General features: G+C 73.4%; 17 protein-coding genes. 7 read left to right on the forward strand and 10 right to left on the reverse strand.

Going from position 1 to position 21,515, the window contains the following annotated elements; all coding sequences use genetic code 11:
- Nucleotides 1-24: 24 nt before the first annotated feature.
- The 7 genes from QI554_RS24080 to QI554_RS24110 all read right to left on the reverse strand — a co-directional run bounded on the left by QI554_RS24080 (nt 25) and on the right by QI554_RS24110 (nt 8,228).
- The gene (locus QI554_RS24080; RefSeq protein ID WP_425528040.1) at nt 25-942 is read right to left on the reverse strand and encodes a carbohydrate ABC transporter permease; all 918 of its coding nucleotides are present in this window, start codon (nt 940-942) and stop codon (nt 25-27) included.
- Complete coding sequence (locus QI554_RS24085) at nt 939-2,336, reverse strand: carbohydrate ABC transporter permease (protein WP_281472297.1); 1,398 nt, start codon at nt 2,334-2,336, stop codon at nt 939-941. Before QI554_RS24085 ends, QI554_RS24080 begins: the two co-directional genes overlap by 4 nt.
- 30 nt (nt 2,337-2,366) lie before the next feature.
- Entirely contained in the window at nt 2,367-3,716 is a 1,350-nt protein-coding gene (locus QI554_RS24090) for an ABC transporter substrate-binding protein (protein WP_281472298.1), read from the reverse strand.
- Nucleotides 3,713-4,972, reverse strand: coding sequence for an ABC transporter ATP-binding protein (locus QI554_RS24095; RefSeq protein WP_281472299.1), 1,260 nt, complete (start codon nt 4,970-4,972; stop codon nt 3,713-3,715). The genes QI554_RS24090 and QI554_RS24095 overlap by 4 nt, the downstream gene beginning before the upstream one ends.
- 228 nt (nt 4,973-5,200) lie before the next feature.
- Complete coding sequence (locus QI554_RS24100) at nt 5,201-6,217, reverse strand: aldo/keto reductase (protein ID WP_281472300.1); 1,017 nt, start codon at nt 6,215-6,217, stop codon at nt 5,201-5,203.
- Between the two features lie 95 nt (nt 6,218-6,312).
- Nucleotides 6,313-6,801 carry a MerR family transcriptional regulator gene (locus QI554_RS24105; RefSeq protein ID WP_281472301.1) on the reverse strand — a complete coding sequence of 163 codons (489 nt, stop codon included), beginning with the start codon at nt 6,799-6,801 and terminating at the stop codon, nt 6,313-6,315.
- Between the two features lie 197 nt (nt 6,802-6,998).
- A complete protein-coding gene (locus tag QI554_RS24110) occupies nt 6,999-8,228 on the reverse strand; it encodes a saccharopine dehydrogenase family protein (RefSeq protein ID WP_281472302.1) in 1,230 nt (409 codons plus the stop codon).
- 503 nt (nt 8,229-8,731) lie between these two features.
- Here QI554_RS24110 and QI554_RS24115 point away from each other — a divergent pair.
- Nucleotides 8,732-10,366, forward strand: coding sequence for a hypothetical protein (locus tag QI554_RS24115; protein WP_281472303.1), 1,635 nt, complete (start codon nt 8,732-8,734; stop codon nt 10,364-10,366).
- Between the two features lie 119 nt (nt 10,367-10,485).
- Here QI554_RS24115 and QI554_RS24120 read toward each other — a convergent pair whose 3' ends face one another.
- Together QI554_RS24120 and QI554_RS24125 are read right to left on the reverse strand one after the other, a co-directional pair.
- Nucleotides 10,486-11,697 carry an LAETG motif-containing sortase-dependent surface protein gene (locus tag QI554_RS24120; RefSeq protein ID WP_281472304.1) on the reverse strand — a complete coding sequence of 404 codons (1,212 nt, stop codon included), beginning with the start codon at nt 11,695-11,697 and terminating at the stop codon, nt 10,486-10,488.
- 563 nt (nt 11,698-12,260) lie between these two features.
- Nucleotides 12,261-14,513 (reverse strand): NB-ARC domain-containing protein, encoded by a 2,253-nt coding sequence (locus QI554_RS24125; RefSeq protein WP_281472305.1) that lies wholly within the window; start codon nt 14,511-14,513, stop codon nt 12,261-12,263.
- On the opposite strand from QI554_RS24125, the gene QI554_RS24130 reads away from it, so the two are divergent.
- On the forward strand, nt 14,503-14,991 hold the full coding sequence (locus tag QI554_RS24130) for a MarR family transcriptional regulator (protein ID WP_281472306.1): 489 nt from the start codon (nt 14,503-14,505) through the stop codon (nt 14,989-14,991). The two genes, QI554_RS24125 and QI554_RS24130, sit on opposite strands and share 11 nt — an antisense overlap.
- Before the next feature lie 332 nt (nt 14,992-15,323).
- Here QI554_RS24130 and QI554_RS24135 read toward each other — a convergent pair whose 3' ends face one another.
- Nucleotides 15,324-16,061: a pirin family protein gene (locus QI554_RS24135; RefSeq protein ID WP_281472307.1), complete on the reverse strand. Its 738-nt coding sequence runs from the start codon at nt 16,059-16,061 to the stop codon at nt 15,324-15,326.
- 288 nt (nt 16,062-16,349) lie between these two features.
- Between QI554_RS24135 and QI554_RS24140 the strand changes: the two genes are divergently transcribed.
- Genes QI554_RS24140 through QI554_RS24160 form a run of 5 tightly spaced genes read left to right on the forward strand, consistent with a single transcriptional unit; the run spans nt 16,350 to nt 21,431 of the window.
- On the forward strand, nt 16,350-17,291 hold the full coding sequence (locus tag QI554_RS24140; protein ID WP_281472308.1) for an ABC transporter substrate-binding protein: 942 nt from the start codon (nt 16,350-16,352) through the stop codon (nt 17,289-17,291).
- Nucleotides 17,292-17,295: 4 nt separating this feature from the next.
- Nucleotides 17,296-18,402, forward strand: a complete 1,107-nt coding sequence (locus tag QI554_RS24145; RefSeq protein ID WP_281472309.1) for a FecCD family ABC transporter permease — start codon at nt 17,296-17,298, stop codon at nt 18,400-18,402.
- On the forward strand, nt 18,399-19,238 hold the full coding sequence (locus QI554_RS24150; RefSeq protein WP_281472310.1) for an ABC transporter ATP-binding protein: 840 nt from the start codon (nt 18,399-18,401) through the stop codon (nt 19,236-19,238). Before QI554_RS24145 ends, QI554_RS24150 begins: the two co-directional genes overlap by 4 nt.
- The gene (locus tag QI554_RS24155) at nt 19,222-20,247 is read left to right on the forward strand and encodes an adenosylcobinamide amidohydrolase (protein ID WP_425528041.1); all 1,026 of its coding nucleotides are present in this window, start codon (nt 19,222-19,224) and stop codon (nt 20,245-20,247) included. The genes QI554_RS24150 and QI554_RS24155 overlap by 17 nt, the downstream gene beginning before the upstream one ends.
- The gene (locus tag QI554_RS24160) at nt 20,244-21,431 is read left to right on the forward strand and encodes a PucR family transcriptional regulator (protein WP_281472311.1); all 1,188 of its coding nucleotides are present in this window, start codon (nt 20,244-20,246) and stop codon (nt 21,429-21,431) included. The genes QI554_RS24155 and QI554_RS24160 overlap by 4 nt, the downstream gene beginning before the upstream one ends.
- The last annotated feature ends 84 nt before the right edge of the window (nt 21,432-21,515 follow it).

The raw sequence follows: 21,515 nt of genomic DNA on the forward strand, positions 1-21,515 counted from the left end.
GTCCTATATCGACCGGCTGCGGGGCTACTTCACCGCGCCCGCCATGACGCCCTGGACGAAGTAGCGCTGGAAGGCGAAGAACACCATCAGCGGCACGATGAGCGACAGGAAAGCGCCGGGCGCGAGGACCTCGATGTTGGAGCCGAACGCCCGGGACTGGGACTGGAGTGCGACGGTCAGCGGCGCGGAGTCGGTGTCGGCGTAGATCAGCGCGACGAGCATGTCGTTCCACACCCACAGGAACTGGAAGATCGCGAGCGACGCGATCGCCGGGAGGCCGAGCGGCAGGACGACGCGGAAGAAGATCGTCAGGTCGGTGCCGCCGTCCATGCGCGCCGCTTCGAGGAGGTCGCGCGGGATGCCGGCGAAGTAGTTGCGCAGCAGGAAGACCGCGAACGGCAGGCCGAAGGCGACGTGGAAGAGCACGACGCCGGTAATGGTGCCGAACAAATGTGTGTCGCCGTACAGCTTGGCGATGGGGATGAGGGCGACCTGCACCGGCACCACGAGGAGCCCCACGACGACGAGGAACAGCCAGTCGCGGCCGGGGAACTCCAGCCACGCGAAGGCGTACGCGGCGAACGAGCCGATGAGGATGACCAGGACCGTGCTCGGCACGGTGATCCAGATCGTGTTGAAGAACGCCCGCATCATGTCGTCGTTCGACAGCAGGCTGTCGTAGTTGTCCCAGGTGAGTTGGCCGGGTGAGCTGAAGACCTTCCACCACCCGGAGCCGTCCATCTCCTTGGGGTCGCGCAGCGACGACACCAGCAGGCCGAACGTCGGCATCAGCCAGAACAGCGCGACGAGGACCAGCCCGACGGACACCAGCCCGCCCCCGGTGCGCGCGACGATCCGGGACGCGAGGCCGCGTTTGATGCCGCCGTCGGATACCTCCGGGCCGTCCGTCGGCTCCGTCGGCGCGGTCACCGTGGCACTCACCGGTTCTCCCTCCGGAAGCGGCGGATGTTGAACAGCATCGCCGGGAGCACGAGCAGGAACAGCACGATGCCGATGGCGCTGCCGAGGCCCTGGTTGTTGCCGCCGCCGAACGAGGCCAGGTACATCTGCAGCGCGAGGACGTTGGCCTCCTTCTGCGACGAGCCGAGCGACACGATGTAGACCAGGTCGAAGACCTTGAGCACGTTGATGACCAGGGTGACCATCACGACCGCGAGGACCGGCGCGAGCAGCGGGACGGTGACGCGCCGGAAGACCTGCCACTCGGTGGCGCCGTCGACGCGCGCGGCCTCCAGGGCGTCGCGCGGGATGGCGGCGAGGCCGGCCGCGATGAGGACCATCGCGAAGCCCGCCCACATCCACACGTACGCGCCGATGATCGCAGGCGTGATCAGGCTGGGGCCGAGCCAGTCGTAGCCGCCGAACGACGTGGCGAAGTTCGACTCGGCGAGCCGCAGTTGCACCGGGCCGCCCTTGGTCGCGGAGGCCGGCAGCGTGAACGAGCCGTCGGCGCGGGTGGTCGCCGAGCCCACGGTGTGCCCGCCGCGCACCGCCTCGATCTTCACGCCGGGCAGGCCCTTCTCGCCGCGGTCGACCTGGCCCGGGGTCCCGGCGTTGCCGGGGCTGAAGTCCAGCCACACGACGCCGGACACGCCGGCACCGGGCGCGGGCGGCGCGAGGGGCGCCGGCTGGGCGTCGGACGGCACCTTGTCGGCGGTGAGCGCGACGAGCGGCAGCAGCGCGGTGCCGCCGGCGGGCGTCGCGGCCTTGGTGACGAACCCGCCGCCGGCCGCGTCGAATCCGGCGTTCCCGCGCGGCCGCGCGCCCGGGTAGGGCGCGCCCTCGGAGAACGCGTCGTGGACGCCGACGACGACCGCGTTGGCGACGCCCTTGTCGGGGTCGTGGTCGTACACGAGGCGGAAGATGATGCCCGCCGCCAGCATGGACACGGCCATCGGCATGAACAGGATCAGCTTGAACGCCGTGGCGAAGCGCACCCGTTCGGTCAGCACCGCGAACACCAGCCCGAGCGCCGTGACCACGGCCGGGACCACGAGCACCCAGATCAGGTTGTTCTTGAGCGCGGTGAACGTGTCGTCGTCGGTGAACAGTTCCTTGTAGTTGTGCAGCCCCGTGAAGTCCGACCAGCCGTCCGCGCCGTACAGGCTGCGCACCAGCGACCACACGATCGGGTACGCGACCAGCACGGCCAGCACGACGAGCGCGGGCAGCAGGAACAGCCAGCCGAGCAGCGCGCCGGCCCCCGGGCCGCGGGGCTGGTCCCCCGCGGCCTTGGAGTCGGACGCGTCCGTCCCGGGTCCGGCGTCCCCCGGTGCGCCGCCGCCCTCGCGGGCCGGTACCGCGGCGTCCGCCATGGTGTCCCGTCCCTTCGCTGAGGAGACCCGTCAGGAACCCTGGAACGCCTTCGCGGCATCCGCCTCCAACTTGGCCTGCGCGCCCGGGATGTCGTCGGGCTTGCGCAGGAAGTCCTGCAGGTCGCGCCACTCGCCCTCGCCCTTGGTGCCACCGAACGCGGCGGGCGCCTGGTCGGACATGTCGAAGCGGAAGTCGTCGCCGGCGGCGATGAGGTTGGCCGCGATCTTGCGGGTCGCGTCGTCGTGGTAGGCGGCCGGGTCGAGGTTCTTGTTGGGCGAGATGTAGCCGCCCTGCTCGGCCCAGATCTTCGCGGCGTCCGGCGAGGCCAGGAAGTTGAGCAGCGCCTGCGCGCCCGCGCTGTCCTTCATCGCGACGGCGACGTCGCCGCCGGTCACCACGGGCGCCTTGCCGTTGTCGACGGCCGGGAAGCCGAAGAACTTGGCGTCGGTGCCGATCTTCGCCTTGGTGCTCTTGATGATGTTGGTGCCGATGAAGTCGGCGCCGGGCACCATGCCGGCCTTCGCCGGGTCGCCGAACGCCTGGGTGACGGACGCCGGGAACTCGGTCTGCAGCGCGCCGCCCGAACCGCCGGGCAGCCAGTCGTTGCGGCTCCACACCTGGCCGAGCACCTCGAGGGCCTTGGCGACCGTCGGGTCGGTCCACGGGATCTGGTGCTTGGCCAGCTTGTCGTACATCGCCGGGCCGGCCTGGCTGAGGTAGATGTTCTCGAACCAGTCGGTGAGCACCCAGCCGTCCGCGCCGCCGATCGCGAACGGCGGCGTGCCGGAGTCGGAGATCAGCGCGGCGTTCTTGAGCAGGTCGTCCCAGGTCGCGCTCTCCTTGGCGCCCGCCGTGTCGTAGACCTTGGCGTTGTACCAGATCAGCGACTTGTTGGCGCCCTTGTAGTAGACGCCGTAGAGCTTGTCCTGGTAGCTGGCGAGGGTCTGCCACTGCGGCGAGAAGTTCTGCTGGACGGTGTTCTTCACGTCGTCGGAGAGGGGCTTGATCCAGCCCTGCTGCGCGAACTGCTTGAGCACGCCCGGCTGCGCGAGGATCGCGACGTCCGGCGGGTTGCCGCCGGCGACCCGGGTGCCGAGGAACGCCGACGCGCTGTCGCCTGTCGGCACGAACTCGGTCTTGGCGCCGGTGCGCTTCTCGAACTCGGCCAGCACCTTCTTGAACGCGGCCTGCTCGTCGCCCGTCCACACGGCGGCGACCGAGACGGTCTGGCCCTTCAGCGACGGCAGTTGCTGGCCGGAGCCCTGGCCCGAGGCGGCGGAGGAGGGCGTGTTGGAGCCCTTGTCGTTGTCGTCACTGCACGCGGTGAGCCCGACCGCGAGCAGGGAAGCGGCGGCCACGGCACCTACGAATCGCCTCACGAATTCTCCCTCATCCGTACGGACAGGCCCGTCTCCGGGTCGAAGAAGTGCATGCGGTCGGTGGCCACCCGCAGCCGCGCCGTGTCGCCTTCGCGCACCCGCGTGCGCGGCCCGAAACGGGCCACCACCTCGGTGGACGCGGTGCGCGGGTCGGGCACCTGGTCCTCGTTCCCGACGTCCGCAGCGAGCTCCTGGACGTCGGCGGTGACGGCGGGCGGGGCGTCGAGGCGCACGTGGACGTGCACTTCGGAGCCCATCGACTCCACCAGGTCGGTCTCGGCGGTCAGGACCGCGCCCTCCGGGTCGCGGTCGCGGGCGAACGGGGCTTCCTCGTCGGCGAGGTCGTACAGGTCTTCGGGGCGGATGCCGACGATCACCTCGCGGTCGACGTAGTAGCGCAACGCGGGCCGCGCGGCGAGCAGTTCGGGCGGCAGGTGGAGGCGCTGGGAGCCGATGCGGACGGACAGCGGGCCGTCGGCGGCGTCCTTCGGGTCGTTCGGCTCGGCGCGTGACTCAAGGCTGCCGGAGAACAGGTTCATCGCGGGCGAGCCGATGAAACCGGCGACGAACAGGTTCACGGGCCGGTCGTACAGCTCCTGCGGCGGCGCGACCTGCTGGAGGACGCCCTTGCGCATCACGGCGACCCGGTCCCCCAGGGTCATCGCCTCGACCTGGTCGTGCGTCACGTACAGCGTGGTGACGCCGAGGTCGCGGGTCAGGCGGGCGATCTGTGCCCGCATCTGGACGCGGAGCTTCGCGTCGAGGTTGGACAGCGGCTCGTCCATGAGGAACGCCTGCGGGCGGCGGACGATCGCGCGGCCCATGGCGACGCGCTGGCGCTGGCCGCCGGACAGCTGGCGGGGCTTGCGGTGCAGATGCTCCTCGAGGCCGAGCGTGCGGGCGGCCTCGAGCACCCGCTGGTCGATCTCGGCCTTCGGCATCTTGCGTAACCGCAGCCCGAAGCCGATGTTGTCGCGGACGTTGAGGTGCGGGTAGAGCGCGTAGCTCTGGAACACCATGGCGACGTCGCGGTCCCGGGACGGCACCCGGTTCACCACGCGGTCGCCGATCCGGACGGTGCCCTCGCTGATGTCCTCCAGGCCGGCGACCATGCGCAGCGCGGTGGTCTTGCCGCAGCCCGAGGGGCCGACGAGGACGAGGAACTCCCCGTCCGTCACTGAGAGATCGAGCGTGTCGACGGCTCGTGTGCCGTCGGGGTAGACCTTGCCGACACCGTCCAGGACAACGTCCGCCACAGCACCCCCCGTGGGTGACCGTTCCGTCTGCCGATCTCCCGTTGCTACGCCCCGCGCGGGGTGGCGGACAACCCCTACGGCGGCGAACTTGGCCGAGTTGTGACCTTCTCCGTACGGTGGGTGATCATCGGGGCTACGCGCGTCGCGCTCTGTGAGACCCGTGCGGCTGACGGGACGGACCGTGCGGCCCGCCGCCGGGGCGGGCCGCACGGTCCCGACGGACGCCGCTCAGATCCGGCCGGGGCCGACGTACGTGTGCTGCATGGTGTGGTAACGGTCGCCGGTGACCTGGCCGTAGATCGGCTCCAGCGACGCGAGTTCGTCATCCGAAAGAGTGAAGTCCGCGGCGGCCGCGTTCTCTTCGAGACGCGTACGCTTGGTCGTGCCGGGGATCGGGACCACCGGCAGACCGCACACCTCGGCACGCTGCTGCAGCCAGGCGAGGGCCACCTGGGCCGGGGTGATCCCGCGCGATTCGGCGATCGCGCGGAGGGGAGCGAGAAGCGCCGCGTTGGTGCGGGCGTTCTCGCCGTTGAAGCGCGGCTGGAGGCGGCGGGTGTCGCCCTCCGGCAGCTCTTCGAACGACGCGTACTTCCCGCTGAGGAAGCCCCGGCCCAGCGGCGAGTACGCCACGAGCGCCGCGCCGGCCTCGCGCGCCGCCGGCACCACGCCGTCCTCGATGTCCCGGGCGAACAGCGACCACTCGGACTGGATGGCGGCGATCGGGTGGACGGCGGCGGCCGCCCGGATCTCCGCGCCGGTCACCTCGGACAGCCCGAGGTGCCTGACCTTGCCCGCCCGCACCAGCTCGGCCATCGCGCCGACGGTCTCCTCGATCGGCACGGCGGTGTCGCGGCGGTGCATGTAGTAGAGGTCGATGACGTCGACGCCGAGCCGCTTGAGGCTGGCGTCCGCGGCGGCCCTGACGTACGCGGCGTCGCCGCGCACGTCGCGCCCGCCCTGCTCGGCATGCCGGTCGATGCCGAACTTGGTGGCCAGCAGCACGCGTTCGCGGCGGCCCGAGCCGCCCGCGAAGAACTCGCCGAGCAGCTCCTCGTTGGCGCCCGTGCCGTACATGTCCGAGGTGTCCCAGTGCGTGACGCCCAGCTCGAGCGCGCGCTCCAGGGTGGCGAGCGACTCGCCGCGCTCGGCGCCGGCGCCGACGTAGAAGTCGCTCATGCCCATGCAGCCCAGGCCCTGCACAGAGGTCTCGGGGCCGTTGTCGCCGAGGGTCGTGGTTCGCATCGTCGTTGTGTCCCGTCGTCTTCGGTGGTCGCGTGTGGGTGGTCGCGCGGTCACGTCGTCCCGTGCCCCGGGCGGCGGGTCGCCGCCCGGGCCGGTCAGTCGGCCGTCGGCACGGTCTGCGGGACGCCCGACTCGTCGCGCAGCCGCGTGTACAGCTCGACCTTGCAGTCGAGGACCATCAGGCAGGCGGTCAGGTCGGCGATCCGCTCGCGCACCTCGGCTCGGTGCGCGATGAGCATCTGCCGGCGTGCCTCGATGGTGTGCGCGCCCTCGCGGGCGAGCTCGCCGTACTGGATCATCTCGGCGACCGGCATGCCGGTCGCGCGCAGCTTGCCGACGAACGCCAGGAACGCCAGGTCGCGTTCGCTGTACAGCCGGCGGCCCGTCTGCCCGCCGCCGCTCCGGGACGCCTCGCGGCCGACCTGCGGCAACAGGCCGATCCGCTCGTACCAGCGCAGGGTGTGCGCGCTGAGCCCGGTGCGCTCGACGACCTCGCTGATCGGGTAGCGGCCGACCTCGTCCTCCGCGGGAACCGCGGGGTCGGCGGGCAGGGCCGGACCCGACAGGTCTTGGGCAACGGACATAGACGCCTCCAGAGTGGCGGTCGGCCGCCCGCGGTCGGCGGCGGCCTTACGCAGACGCTAAAGAGTTAGAGGGCACTCGAAGCAAGTCTAAAAACGGCCGGGAGCGAGGCGACGCGCGGAAATGGCGGGAACGCGACGCGGCTCACGGGCAGGGCACGGCGCCCCGCATCTGCGGGCGCCCCGGGCCGGGCTGCGGGTCACTTCTTGGACGGCGTGCCCTTCGGCTCGGCGTCGAGCCGACGGAAGACGAGGCCGGCGCGCTGGAGGCGGGCGAGGAGCGCGTCGCCCATCGCGACGGCGGTGGTGACCTGGCCGGACGTCTTCGGCAGGTCGTCGAACGCCAGGCACAGCGCGGACTCGGCGAGCATCTTGGCGGTCTCGCCGTAGCCCGGGTCGCCGCCGCCGACCTCGGTGACGACGCGGGTGCTCCGGCCCGGAGTGCCCGCCTCGGCCTCGAAGCGGACGCTGAACCAGGCCTTCGCGCGACGTTCCTCGCTGGGGCCCTCGCCGGGCGCGAGCCGGGACTGCAGGAAGCGGCGCGCCGGGGCGAGTTGGGCGAGCGCCACGAGGGCGCCGAGGCCCACGGCGCCGCCGACGGCGACGGGCAGCCGCCGCACGGACGCGTAGTGGGTGTAGGTGAAGTCGGGGCCGTAAGCATCGAGGGCGCGGGCGGAACGGGCGACGATGTGCGGGTCGATCGTCGGGAGCGGCACGGCCCAGCCGCCGCGCGGGGCGACCTCGGACGGCGCGATCCGGCGCGGCCGTCCCTCGACCGCGCGGGCGCGGCGGCCTTCGGGGCGCGGCTCGGCCCGCTTCCTGGCGCGTGCGGCGTCGCGGGTGGCGCGCAGCCGGGAGAAGGCGGTCAGCGCGGACGCGAACGTACCGCCGGACATCGTGCCGCCCGCGCGGACGTAGCCGGTGATCCTGACCGGGACGTCATGGGGCAGCTGCGCCATCGTGTAGTAGACGCCGAGGTCGTGCGGGATGGAGTCGAAGCCGCAGGCGTGCACCAGGCGGGCTCCGGTGCGGACGGCCTGCTCGTGGTGGTCGACGTACATGCGGTCGACGAACTCGGGCTCGCCGGTGAGGTCGAGGTAGTCGGTGCCGGCTTCGGCGCACGCCGCGACCAGCGGCGCGCCGTAGGTGACGTACGGGCCGACGGTGGTGGCGACGACGCGGGTGTCGGCGGCCAGGGCGCGCAGCGACGCGGAGTCGGTGGTGTCGGCGATCAGCAGCGGCAGGTCCGCGCACGCGGGGTCGACGGCGGCGAGCCGGTCGCGCAGTGCGGCGAGCTTGTCGCGCGAGCGCCCCGCGAGGGCCCAGCGGCAGTCGGCGGGGGCGTTGCGGGCGAGGTACTCGGCGGTCAGCGCGCCGGTGAACCCGGTCGCTCCGAACAGGACCAGGTCGTACGTGCGGTCGGTGGGCATCGTCCGGTTCGTCCTTACGTCGCGGGGTGGCCGTCGGTTCACCCCACACCTCTCACAGTTGTTGACTTTCAGTCAACAAGCCGTGGGTAAGGTGTCCGGACGTTCGCGGAGCGACGGCGCGCAGCACGTCGGCAAAAGACGGAGGACACGTGGACGCCGGGGCCGGAGGGGGACATGGCACACCACGATCAGGTTCGGGCGCGTGCGGCCCAACGTGCGGCACGCGCGGGCGCGCGGCGCGGCCCGCGGGTAGCGTGGCGAAGCTGGCCGGGAGCCGGGAGCCGGGAGCCGGGAGCCGGGAGCCGGGAGCCGGGAGCCGGGAGCCGGGAGCCGGGAGCCGGGAGCCGGGAGCCGGGAGCCGGGAGCCGGGAGCCGGGAGCCGGGAGCCGGGAGCCGGGAAGTGCAGTAGCGGACGAAGGCCGGTACCGGGCGGGTGTTAGCGGCGGGTCGACCCCGCGGGCCGGCGTTCGGGCGGCGGCCTGCGCTCACGGCCGGACCCGCCGGTGAGCGGCGACGACTGGATACGCGTCCCGGTCGGCCCCGACGCGGCCGAGCGCCGCACGGTGCGGCCCGACCGGCTGGTGCTGGCCGCCGTGCGCACCACCACCTGCGCGTACCGGCTGATCGACGACGTCCTGCCGCTCCTCGCCGGGGACCGACGGGTCGAGACGGTCTTCACGGTGGTGCCGGGTTCGGCGTACGAGGACGCCGTCGCCCCGTTCCTGCGCGCCTGCGGGGCGCGTGTGCTGCCGTGGGAGCAGGCCGTCGCGACGCGGTTCGACCTGGCGTTGACCGCGAGCGCCAACGGCGACCTGCACCGGCTGGACGCGCCGGTGATCGTCATGCCGCACGGCGCCGGGCACAGCCGGCGGCTGCGCCCGGACGACGCCGCGACCGCGTCCGGGCTCGCGGCCGAGCAGCTCACCCACGACGGGCGGGTCGTGCCGAGGACCGTGCTGCTCGGGCACCGCGAGCAGCGGGCCCGCCTGGAACGGCTGTGTCCCGACGCCGCGCCGCGCGCCGTCGTGGTCGGCGATCCGTGCCTCGACCGTATGCGGGCCGGCGCCATGTGGCGCGACCGGTACCGCGCCGCGCTCGGCGTCGGCGACCACCAACGGCTCGTCCTCGTCACCGCGACCTGGGGACCGGGCTCACAGCTGCGCGGACGCCCCGCGCTGGTCGACGAACTCCTCGCGGTGCTGCCCGCCGACGACTTCCGGGTGGCGCTCGTCCAGCACCCCAACGTCTGGGAGGGGCACGGCGCGTACTCGTGCACGGGCTGGCTGACGGCGGCCCGCGAGTCCGGCCTGGTCGTGCTGCCGCCGCGGGACGGGTGGCGGGCCGGCCTCGTCGCGTCCGACCTGGTCGTCGGCGACCACGGCTCGGTCACGCTGTACGCGGCGGCGCTGGGGCGTCCCGTGCTGCTCGCCGGCTTCGACCCCGGCGAGGTCACCGGCGACAGCCCGATGGCCGAACTCGCCCGCAAGGCCCCGGTCCTGGCGTCCGGCCCCGGTCTCAGGGAGCACGTCGAGGACGCGCTGCGGAACCCGCCGCCGGTGCGCACGGATTGGTTCGACAATGTCGACGGCGCTCACGCGGCGCTGCGGACCGTGCTGTACGACGTGCTCGGCCTCGCCGAACCGCCCGGCCCCGCCGCCGTGTACGCGGTCGCCCGGCCGGAGGCGCGAATCGAGCCGGTTCACACCCACCGGGTGCACGCGCACGTGGAGCCCGGGAGCGGTGTCGTCCGGATCGAGCGCTTCCCTGCGCGGCTCGCCGATCCGTACGAAGTGGGCGCCGGCCTACGGCACTTGGTCTCGGACGTCGAGGAACCGGTGCTCGGCGCCGTCCAGTCCGCCGACGTCCTGCTGCACCGCGGCCCGGCGGCACCGGACTGGGCGGCCAGGGCTCTGGCCGACCACCCCGGCGCGCGCTTCGCGGCGGTCGTGGCCCAGGGGTGCGACATCCGCACCCGGGGCGGCGCGCGGATCGTGGCGCACAGCGAAACGCCGTGTGATCCAACGCTGTTCGCATCGCTGGCGTACGCGCTGACGCTCGGCGGCCGACAGCCGCTCCCGGCCGAGGCGGTGCTGCACGTCGCGAGCGATCGTGTCCGCGTCGCGTTCACGTCGTACTGAATCCGGGTAGAACGTGCCCGATCCTGTCCCGTGACGGGGACACGGGACAGGACCGGGCGGTCGGTGTGCGGCCTCGCGGCCGCGTCGTCACCCGGCGGAACCGGGTGTCGGCGGAACGGTCACGCGCGGCGCCGGCGCACCGCGAACACAGCGCCGGCACCGGCCGCCGCGAGCGCCGCCGCGCCCGCCACCATGTAGCCGCCCGTGCCGCTGTCGGAGCCGGTCTCGGCGAGGCGCGGGCCCGCGTCGGGCGTCGACGCTCCGGAGTCGGCCGGGGTCGCGCCGCCGCCCGGAGCCGGGGTCGTCGCGGGCGGGGTGGTCGTGGGGGTTCCGCCCTCGGCCGCGATGGTGAGCGGCCCGTGCTCGCCGCAGAATTCCGCGATCGCCCCGTCGGGGCCCGGGCTCACGTCGAGGGCGGCGGACATGACACCCGCGCCGGGCTTGGCCGCCGCGGCGACCGTCATGCGCAGGCGCTCCTCCGTGCCGGCGTGCGGTGCCAGCTCGAGGAATTTGGGCAGCGTGTTGCTCATCCCGCATCCCCCGGCGACGTCGCGCGCGACGACCGCCCGCCATTTGCCGCTGTCCGTGCCGTACTCCATGGTCAGCAGCGACTTGTCGTTGCCGCCCGCCAGTTCGAAGCCGAACACGGCCATCATGTCGCGGTATTCGGAGTCCGTCGGGTTGTCGACCTTGACGCGGAACTCCTTGGGCGGGCCGCCGGGGGTGTACGTGCCGGGGAGTCCGACCAAAGCGATCGTCGGCGCCCCGAGCCGGACGTCGTCCTGGTCGGTGGCGGCTTCCGTGCCGGGCAGGTCGACCGGGCGGAGCGTCGTCGTGAGCACGATCCGCCCGTAGGGGTTGGCCGGGTCCTTGGGCTTGGGCGCCGACGGGTCGAACGTCGCGGTCTTTCCCTTGACCTGTTTGGGGGCGACGCGCAGACGAAGGGAGAGCGTCTGCGCGTCGGGACCGAGGGCGCGCTTGGGCAGCGTCGCGGTGACGGCGTCGGACCCGGCGGGGGCGACGTCGAGTCGGCGCCACGTGTTGCCGTCCTGCCAGCTGAGCTGCACGGTGTCGGAGTTCAGGCCGCCGAGCGCGGCGCCGAGGTCGACGCCGGTGAGCTTGACGCCGAGTTCCGCGGTGGCCTGGCCGCCGCTCGCGGACGCCTTGACGGTGATGGGCGTCGACTCGCCGGCGATGCCCAGCACGGCGGGCGCGGTGGTCTGCACGTGCAGCGCGGGCGCAGCGTGCGCGGTACCGCTTCCGAGGACGACGAACGCGGGAGCGGTGACGAGAAGTGAGGCCGTCGCGGAGACGGAAAGGGAACGGCGCAAAGCGAACTCCAAAGAGCGCACGGGGATTAGGGCACGCCGATTTCGGGCAGCGTGAAAGGCCGCGGGGCATGCCGAATTCGGGGGCGGCAAAGCCTGACCAGGGCCTGCTTCGGCATGCTGCCGGGGCAGGAGGAATTCCGCGGAAGCGGCATGCCGGGACGGCATGCGGGTGAGGTCGCGGTGAGGCGAAGAGGCGGCGGGTTACACCGCTACGGGACGGCCGCGTCGGTCCGGCGGGCCCGGCCGGACCTGCGGCGACGCCGAATACGGCGGCGGGGCACACGCGTGCGGCCGACGGACGTGGGCGGGCACGGGAGCCCGCGGATGCGCGCGGCACGGGCCGCCGTAGTCGCGGGCGCCACCGGAATCAGGACGTGCGGCGGCGCCAGCCCGCGGGCGGACGCCCACGGCTGATGAGTCCAACATGGTTTCCCCCCAATGGTGAACGCTGCGATGTTACATGGGTTTCGCGGCTGGCGTTCACATCGCGCGGGAGGAACTTTCCGGTGCCTCATCGGAATCGACCCGGGCGTGATTTCGATTCGGCTCGAAAATGCTTGGCGTTAGGGCAATTCGGCGAGCCGGCGGAGGGCCTCGGTGGCCTTGGGGCTGCCCGAGCGGCGGTACGCGTCGGCGAGGCGCATCAAGAAGCCGCGGGCGTCGCTCACGCGGCCGTTCGCCAGGACCAGGCCGACCAACGGCTCCAGCGCGGACGCCTCGTCGGCGTACGCGTGGCGGCGCTGCATGACGTCGGCGGCCGCGACGAAGGCGGCCTCCGCCTCGGCGGCGCGGCCGAGGGCGGCGAGCGCGAGCCCGCGTCCCGTCTCGATGCGACCCACCATGCGCTCGTCCCCCAGCGCATCCGCGGTCGTGCGGGCCTCGTCGAACGCGGCAACCGCCCCGGCCGGATCGCCCTCGCGAGCCCGGACCTGTGCCAGGTGATAACGCTGGAGCATCGCCCCACGGCGACTGCCGATCTCCTCGTTGACCGCGAGGGAGCGCTCGAACTCACGTCGTGCTTGCACGAGTTCGCGAGCAGCGACAGCCGGGGCAGCCGCGTGCGCGTGCGCCGCGAGGTGCACCTTGCCGGTGAACTCCCACGCCGACGCGGCCAGCCGCCGGTCCCCCGCCCCCAGCGCCTCGTCGGCGGCCCCGGCCAGCAGCACCCGCGCGTCGTCCAGGCGACCGAGCTCCACGTACGCGCGCGACAGCTGGCAGCGCACCCGCACGGCGGCCCGGGCGTCGCCCTCACGCACCGCCGCGTCGATCCCGGCACGGTGCGTGTCGATCCAGTCGCCGTAGTGCGCCCGGTGCAGGAACAACGCCCAGAGCGGCTCGCACAGGCGCCAGGCGAGGTCGTCCCAACCGCGCTCGACCGAGATCCGGACGCACGCGACCAGGTTGAGCCGCTCGGCGGCCAGCCACGCCAGCGCGGCCTCCTTGCCCGCGAAGCCGCCGACCGGCGCGACGCCCGCCAGGCGCATGCGGTCGCCCTGCGCCACGTGGTCGGCGGCCGCGGCACGCCCCAGGTACCACGCGACCGCCCGCCGCGCGGCGGCGTCCGCCTCGGGGTCGCTTCCGACGAGGCCGAGGGCGTGCAACCGCACCAGGTCGTGGAAGGCGTAGCGGCCCTCGCGGCCCTCCTCCAGGAGGTTCGCACGGCACAACGCGTCGAGCGCGCCGCGCACCGACGCCATCGGATCGCCGGTCAGCGCACCCACCGCGTCGGACGTGAAGTCGGGCCCGGGATGCAGGGCCAGCAGGCGGTAGGTACGCGCGGCGGACTCGGGCAGCGCGCGGTACGCGGCGTCCCAGACCGGCTGGACGACGGGCCGGCCGTCGCGCGCGAGGGCCGCCAGCCGGCCGTCCTCGTCCGCGAGTTGCCCGGCCTGCTCGGCGAGACTGCGACCCGGCCGAACCGCCAGCACCCCGGCGACCGTGCGCACCGCGATCGGCAACCCGCCGCATAGCCGCACCAGTTCGGCGGCCCGTTCGGGCTCGGCGTCGACGCGGTCGCGCCCGATGAGCCCGGCCAACAACGCGACCCCGTGCTCCACCGCCAACGGGCCCACCGGCAACACGGTGGCGCCGTCGGCGGCGAGTTCCTCCAACCGCCAGTGGCTCGTCGCCACGACCACACTGTCGGCCGACGCCGGGAGCAGCGCGTCGACCTGCGCGGCGAACGACACGTCGTCGAGCAGCACGCACACCCGCGAACCCGCCGTCACCGACCGGTACATCGCCGCGCGTTCGGCCGCGCCCGACGGGATCTCCGGGTCCGGGACACCGAGCCCGCGCAAGAACTGGGCCAGCACATCCGCGACCTCGACGGTTCCGCCGGGACCGGCGAGCGCACCCAGGTCCGCGTACAACCGCCCGCCCGGGAACCGCTCCTGGACGTCGCGTGCCCACTCCACGCCGAGAGCACTCTTGCCGACCCCGCCGAACCCGCTGAGCAGCACCACCGGAGCACGGCCCGCGACACCCGAGCGTGCGAGTACCGCCGTCATCGCGGCGCGTTCACCGTCACGGTCGACGAACCCGACGGCCCCGGGCGGAAGTTGCTCAGGAGCGACACCGCCGATCCCGTCCACCTCGGCCAGCCAGCCGCGCACCTCGTCGGCGAACCCGGCGTCCCGGCCGGCCCGTTCGCTCAACGCCTCGGCCACGCCTTGCGCACCCGCACCGGCCGACGACGCCCCGCGCCCGCCCCGCAGCCGCCCGACGAGCCCGACGAGCGTGGCCCACGCCCCTTTCCCGGCCTCCCCAGCAGCCCCATTGGCGGCCGCCCCCACGGCCCCCGCGATGACCGTCATGGAAATCGGATCCACGAGACCGCCTCTCCCCCGAGCGCAGGCATTTGCCGCAACTGTAAAGGCAGGGAAGGAAGGCTCGCCCGAGATCGCCCCCGGCCTGCGGCCCCGACGCGACGCACCCGCTCAACGCGACAGGCCGGGTGTCACGGGCGCTGAACCGGCCCGCGACCGGGGTGTCGCACCGCAGAACGCGGTCGGCCCGGTCAAGCGCCTGACCGACCGCGGGCTGATCGAGCGGCGGGCCCACTACCGGCACAAGGTTCGCGGTCGGCGCGGCCCCGGGGTAGAGGGAGTCGGGTGCGCGGGCGAGCTCGTCCTCGACGAACCGACCGGCCTCGGCGCAGCAGGCCGGCTCGACCTCATCGACGACCGCGCGCAGCGGGATCCTGACGACCTCGCGCAGGCGCCGGCGCAGGCGGCAGGCGATGCCGGGTCCGCGTCGAGAGCGCGTCACGCCGAGGCCCACGCCGCGGCCTGACGACCTCGCGCAGGCGCCGGCGCAGGCGGCAGGCGATGCCGGGTCCGCGTCGAGAGCGCGTCAGGCCGAGGCCCACGCCGCGGCCTGACGACCTCGCGCAGGCGCAGGCGGTAGGCGATGCCGGGTCCGCGTCGAGAGCGCGTCACGCCGAGGCCCCACGCCGCGCGCAGGCCGGGTCACGCGCGGCGTGTTGTGCCAGGCCGCGCGGCGCCGACGCCCTGGAGGCAGGCTCTCGCGCGCCGGCGGCGTTGCCCGTCGGGGACCGGTGCGCGGCGAGGAAAGGCCCGGCGTCGGACGCGGACAACGTCAAGCCTGACCAAAGGTGGGGCGGGTCAGGCCGCGCCGGGGGTGGCGTGCATCTCCCAGAGCAGGACCTCTGCCGGGGCGGTCGCGGTCAGGTGCTGGCCTTCGGCGGCGGTGATGCGGGCGGCGTCGCCTTCGTCCAGGGGGCCGGCGCCTTCGAGGGTTACGGCGCCCTTGGCGACGAACAGGTGGACGAAGGGGGCGGTCGGCAGGGCGACGGATTCACCGGGGGCCAGGCGGGCGACGTGGAGGGCGGCGTCCTTCTGGTGGATGCGGATCGCGGCGTCGTGGCCCGGGCGGCCGGAGGCGACCGGGACGAGGCCGCCGGCGTCGAGCTGGGACGTCACGTCCAGCTGCTCGTAGCCGGGCGTGATGCCCGCCTCGTCGGGGAGGACCCACATCTGGACGAAGCGCACCGGGTCGAGGCCGGCCGCCTCGAAGTGGTCGTTCTTCTCGGAGTGGAGGATGCCGCTGCCCGCGCTCATGCGCTGCGCGAGCCCCGGGTGGATGACGCCGTTGTGCCCCTCGGAGTCCTGGTGGACGAGGGAGCCGGACAGCACCCACGTGACGATCTCCATGTCGCGGTGCGGATGCGTGTCGAAGCCGGTACCCGGCGCGACCACGTCGTCGTTGCTGACCAGGAGCATCCCGAAGTGCGTGTTGGCCGGGTCGTAGTGCCGGCTGAAGGAGAAGCTGTGCCGCGACCGGAGCCAGTCGGTGTCGGTGCGGAATCGGCCGCTCGCGGGGCGGATGTCGTACACGGTCATGACGGTGTTCCTCGCGGTCTCGCTGTAGGCGTCCTCCCCGCTACCGTATGCCGATTCCGGGGGTTGGTATCGTCCTGGATTCGGCGGAACCGTTCCGCCACTGACGCAGTGTGCAGCGAAGTCCGGTGTGATCCCGGCGCTGTCCCGCAACTGAGATGCCCCTGCCCGCGCGCCGGGGACGAGCCAGGTCGCCTCGCCTGCGTCGACGACATCGGCCCTCGTAGGAAGGGCGCTGTGTCCACGGGTCCTGCGTCCCCTCCCCCGTGGTTTCCCGCGGGAGATCCACCGATGAAGTCCGCCGTCCTGTTGCGCTCCGGCGCCGCCGTGCTGCTCGGGGCCGTCGTCCTGACCGGCTGCGGCGACGACAAGAAGGACGACCAGAAGGCCGACCAGAAGAGCTCGGGCGCGCCGTCGTCCGCGGCCGGCGGTTCGGCCGCGCCCGCCACGGGCGACGCCCCGAAGAAGATCGTCTCGCTGGCGCCGACCGCCACCGAGATGCTCTACGCGATAGGCGCCGGCAAGCAGGTCGTCGCCGTCGACGACCAGTCGAACTTCCCGGCCGACGCGCCGAAGACCGCGCTGTCCGGCTTCAAGCCGAACGTCGAGGCGATCACCAAGTACGCGCCCGACATGGTCGTCATCACGAACGACACCGACGGCGTGAAGGCGCAGCTCGAGAAGGTCAAGATCAAGGTCGTCGAGCTGCCCGCGGCCAAGACCTTCGACGACATGTACGCCCAGTTCAACACCCTGGGCACGGCCACCGGCCACGCCAAGGAGGCGGCCGACGTCACGGCGAAGATGAAGAAGGACATCGCCGACGTCGTCGCGAAGACCAAGAAGCCCGCGAAGCCGCTGACCTACTTCCACGAGGTCGACAGCACCGGCTACAGCGCCACGTCGAAGACCTTCATCGGCCAGGTGTACGCGCTGTTCGGCCTGCAGAACATCGCCGACCCGGCCGACAAGGACGGCTCCGGCTACCCGCAGGTCTCCACCGAGTACATCGTGCAGGCCAACCCCGACCTGGTCTTCCTGGCCGACTCGAAGTGCTGCCAGCAGGACGCCGCGGCCGTGGCCAAGCGTCCGGGCTGGGACAAGACCAAGGCCGTCCAGGCCAACGGTGTCGTGGCGCTCGACGACGACATCGCCTCGCGCTGGGGCCCGCGCGTCGTGGACCTCGTCGCCGCCGTCGGCGCGGCGGTCGAGAAGGCCGGCGCGACCGGCTGACCGCATGCCTACGCGACTGCTGCCCCGGCGCGCCCCCGCGCCGGGGCCGGACGGACCGCGCGGAGCCGACCGGGACGCCCGGCGCTCCGCGCGGTTCCTGCCGTACGCGGTCGGCACCGTGCTGCTGCTCGGCTCCGTGCTGGCCGGCCTGCTCGTCGGCGCCGCGGACCTGCCGGTGCGCGGCGTGCTGCTGGCGCTGCTCGACGAGCTGCCGTTCGTGCACGTCGACCACGGCCTCACGCCGGTGCAGTACTCCGTGCTGATGGAGATCCGCATGCCGCGGGTCCTCGGCGCGGTCCTGGTCGGCTCGCTGCTGGCCGTCGCCGGCGCGGGCTACCAGGGTGTGTTCCGCAACCCGATGGCGGACCCCTACCTGCTCGGCGCCGCGTCAGGGGCCGGCCTCGGGGCGACGCTCGTCATCGCGTACTCGAGCGCCGACTCGGTGGGCGGCGTCGGGATCGTGCCGCTCGCGGCGTTCGTCGGCGCGATCGCGGGTGTGATGCTGGCGTACGCGCTCGGCGCCACCGCGGGCCGCGCGGACGGCACCGCCACGCTGGTCCTCGCGGGCGTCGCGGTGTCGGCGTTCCTCGCCGCGGTGCAGACGTTCGTCCAGCAGGCCAACGTCGACGAGCTGCGGCGCATCTACGCGTGGATCCTCGGCAGCCTGAGCAGCATCGGGTGGGACGAACTGGCGCTCGTCGCGCCGTACGCGGCCGTGTCCACGCTGGTCCTGCTGCTGCACGGGCGGCTGCTCGACGTCATGACGGTCGGCGACGAGGAGGCCGCCGTGCTCGGGGTCAACGCGGCCCGGGTGCGGTTCGTCGTGCTGCTCGCGGCGTCGCTCGCCACCGCCACCGCGGTCGCCGTCAGCGGTCTGATCGGCTTCATCGGCATCGTCGTCCCGCATGCGGTACGGCGGCTCGTCGGCGGCAGTTACCGGCGCATCCTGCCGATGTCGGTGCTGCTCGGCGGCGCGTTCCTGGTGGTCGCCGACATCATCGCGCGCACCGCGACGGCGCCCGGCGAACTGCCGATCGGCGTCGTCACCGCGTTCGTGGGGGCGCCGTTCTTCGTGATCGTGCTGCGGGCCACGCGACAGGTCGGCCTGTGACCGACCTCAAGGTGACGGGTCTGCGGGTCGCGCGGCAGCGCTGCGAGGTGCTGCACGGGGTCGACGCCGAGGTCCGGGCGGGCGGCTGGCTCGCCGTCATCGGGCCCAACGGGGCCGGCAAGTCGACGCTGCTCAAGGCGGTGGCCGGGCTGCTGCCGTACACCGGCGAGGTCACCGTGGACGGGGTACGGCTCCGGGACCTGCCCGCCCGCGAACTCGCCCGCACCCTCGCCTACACACCGCAGAACCCCGTGGTCCCGCCGCAGATGCCGGTCCGCGAGTACGTGCTGCTCGGGCGCACGCCCTACCTCGGCTACCTCGCCCTGCCGGGGCGCCGCGACCGGGCGGTCGCCGACCAGGTCATCGAACGCCTCGACCTGACCGCGCTCGCGACGCGCGACGTCGGGACCCTGTCCGGCGGCGAACGCCAGCGGGTCGTGCTCGCCCGGGCGCTGGCCCAGCAGGCCCCGGTCCTGCTGCTCGACGAGCCGACGACGGCCCTCGACCTCGGCCACCAGCAGCAGGTGCTCGAACTGGTGGACAGGCTGCGCCGTGACGACGGCCTGACGGTTGTGACGACGCTGCACGACCTCGGCGTCGCGGCCCAGTACGCCGAACGGATGCTTCTCCTCGTCAACGGCGAAGCCGCCGCCTCCGGCACCGCGGCCGAGGTCCTGACCCCGGCCGGCATCGCCGCGCACTACAACGCCCACGTAGAGGTGACCACCGGCCCCGACGGCCGTCCCCGCGTCCACCTGATCCGCCCGGCGCAGGTCCGAGCGGAACAGGCGGAGGTACCGACGGGAGGGTCGGCCCGCCATGACGCAGACGCCTGACAGCGCAGGCAACGCGCCCGGCGCTGCCGCGAGCGCGGCGGCGGCCGTCGAGTACGCCGATCCGGGCCCGGCCGATCACCGGCGCTCAGGCCCCCTCGACGGAACGGGACCGGCGCCAGGCGCGATCACTCACGACGGCGGGGCGGTCGCACCCGCGGCGGAGGCGAGCGCCGCGCCGACGCGTGCCAGAGGGCGGCACGCGCGGCTCCCCGCACCGGGCAACGCCGACACGGGCGTGCTTGGTGCGGGAATCGCGGGCGAGGCGTTGTCAGGCTCTCCCGATCCGTCCGCCGTGCTCGGGCCTGCCGTCATCGCGCACGAAGGCTGGCCGGCGCTCGTGTGGCGGCTCGGGGGTGGGTGGCGGGCGTTGTCGAGCGCGATCCTCGGCGGGGGCCTCGCGGCGCCCGAGTGGGTGCTCAACGCGCAGGTCAGGCCGGGGTATTCGCGCATGGACCCTGTGGCGCACCTCCATGAGATCGCCGCGCCGCTGGGGCTGGCGGAGCGGCCGGGCGTCGGCATGATGACGGCCGCGCTGGTCGAGGCGTACACGGAGGGGCACGACGGCGGCGTGTCGGCGTGGGTGACGACCGGCATCGGCGTCCCGACGTGGGCGGCGGCTCCCGTCGGGACCGAGCACGGCGACACGCCGACTCAGGCTGTTCCGTCGGGCGCGGTCTCTGCGTATCCGGCTCCGGGGACCATCAACATCCTCGTCGCGGTGCCCGCGCCGTTGGGCGACGCGGCGCTTGTCAATGCGGTCGCGACCGCTACGGAGGCCAAGGTCCAGGCGTTGTTCGAGGCCGGGTACGCGTGTACCGGGACGCCGTCCGATGCCGTCTGTGTGCTGGCTCGTGAGCCTCGGCCGGGCGAGGCCGTCGAGCTGTTCGGGGGGCCTCGGTCGGTGTGGGGTGCGCGGTTGGCCAGGGCGGTCCATACGGCGGTTGTCGCGGGGGCGCGCGACGACCGGGTGCGACGGTCGGCGCGGGAGGGGTCATCATGGTCCCCGTGACCCCCCGATCTTCCGGTTCCGACGCCGCCAAGCGGGCCGCCACCGTCCGCAGGCTCGAGAAGTCCGCCGGAACCCTCGCCGGCGCGGCCGCGACCCGGATGGACGAGACGCTTCCGTGGTACCGCAACATGCCCGCCGACAACCGGTCGTGGATCGGCCTGGTCGCACAGGCCGGCATCGCCGCGTTCACGGAGTGGTTCCGGCACCCCGAGGCCCCGTACGCGGTCAGCGCCGACGTCTTCGGCACCGCGCCGCGCGAGCTGACCCGGGCGATCACGCTGCCGCAGACCGTGGAGCTGGTGCGCGTCACCATCGAGGTGGTCGAGGCCCGCATCGACGAGCTGGCCGTGCCCGGGTACGCGCAGGTGCTGCGCGAGGCGTTGCTGCTGTACTCGCGGGAGATCGCGTTCGCGACCGCGCAGGTGTACGCGCACGCGGCGGAGGCCCGCGGCGCGTGGGACGCCCGTCTGGAGGCGCTGGTCGTGCACTCGCTGCTGCGCGGCGAGGCCGACGAGGGCATCCTGTCGCGCGCCGCCGCGCTGGGCTGGGGCTCGCCGGAGTCCGTCATGGTCGTGGTCGGCAACGCGCCGGACGCGGACACGCAGGCGGTCGTCGACAGCATCCACCGCGCGAGCCGGCACGCCCGCCTGAACGTGCTGACCGGCGTGCAGGGCGACCGCCTGGTCGTGATCCTCGGCGGCGCGGAGGACCCGCTCAAGGCGACGCGTTCGCTCATCGGCCAGTTCGGCCCGGGCCCCGTCGTGGTGGGCCCGAGCGTGCCGGATCTGCTGGCCGCTGTGGGATCCGCACAGTCGGCGACGGCGGGCCACCGGGCGTGCGCGGCATGGCCGGACGCCCCACGACCCGTACTGGCGGACGATCTTCTGCCGGAACGGGCACTCGCGGGCGACGACGAGGCGCGCAGGCAGTTGGTGGAGGAGATCTACATACCGCTGCACGCGGCGGGTTCCGCGCTGCTGGAGACGCTCTCGGTGTACCTGGAGCAGGCGTCGTCGCTCGAGGGAGCCGCGCGGATGCTCTTCGTGCACCCGAACACGGTCCGCTACCGGCTGCGACGTGTCATGGACGTGACCGGTCTGGTGCCCACCGAGGCGCGGTCCGCGTTCACGCTCCAGGTGTCGCTGATCCTGGGCCGGCTGGCCACGGCGGACGGGGCGTTGTAGCGCGATAATCGTCCGCTTGTAGGAATCCCACAAAGTCAACATCTGATCTTCGTCCACGCCGATACGGGGTCTACAACCCCTTCT

The sequence above is a fragment of the Yinghuangia seranimata genome (assembly GCF_029953285.1).
Taxonomy (GTDB): Bacteria; Actinomycetota; Actinomycetes; order Streptomycetales; family Streptomycetaceae; genus Yinghuangia; species Yinghuangia seranimata.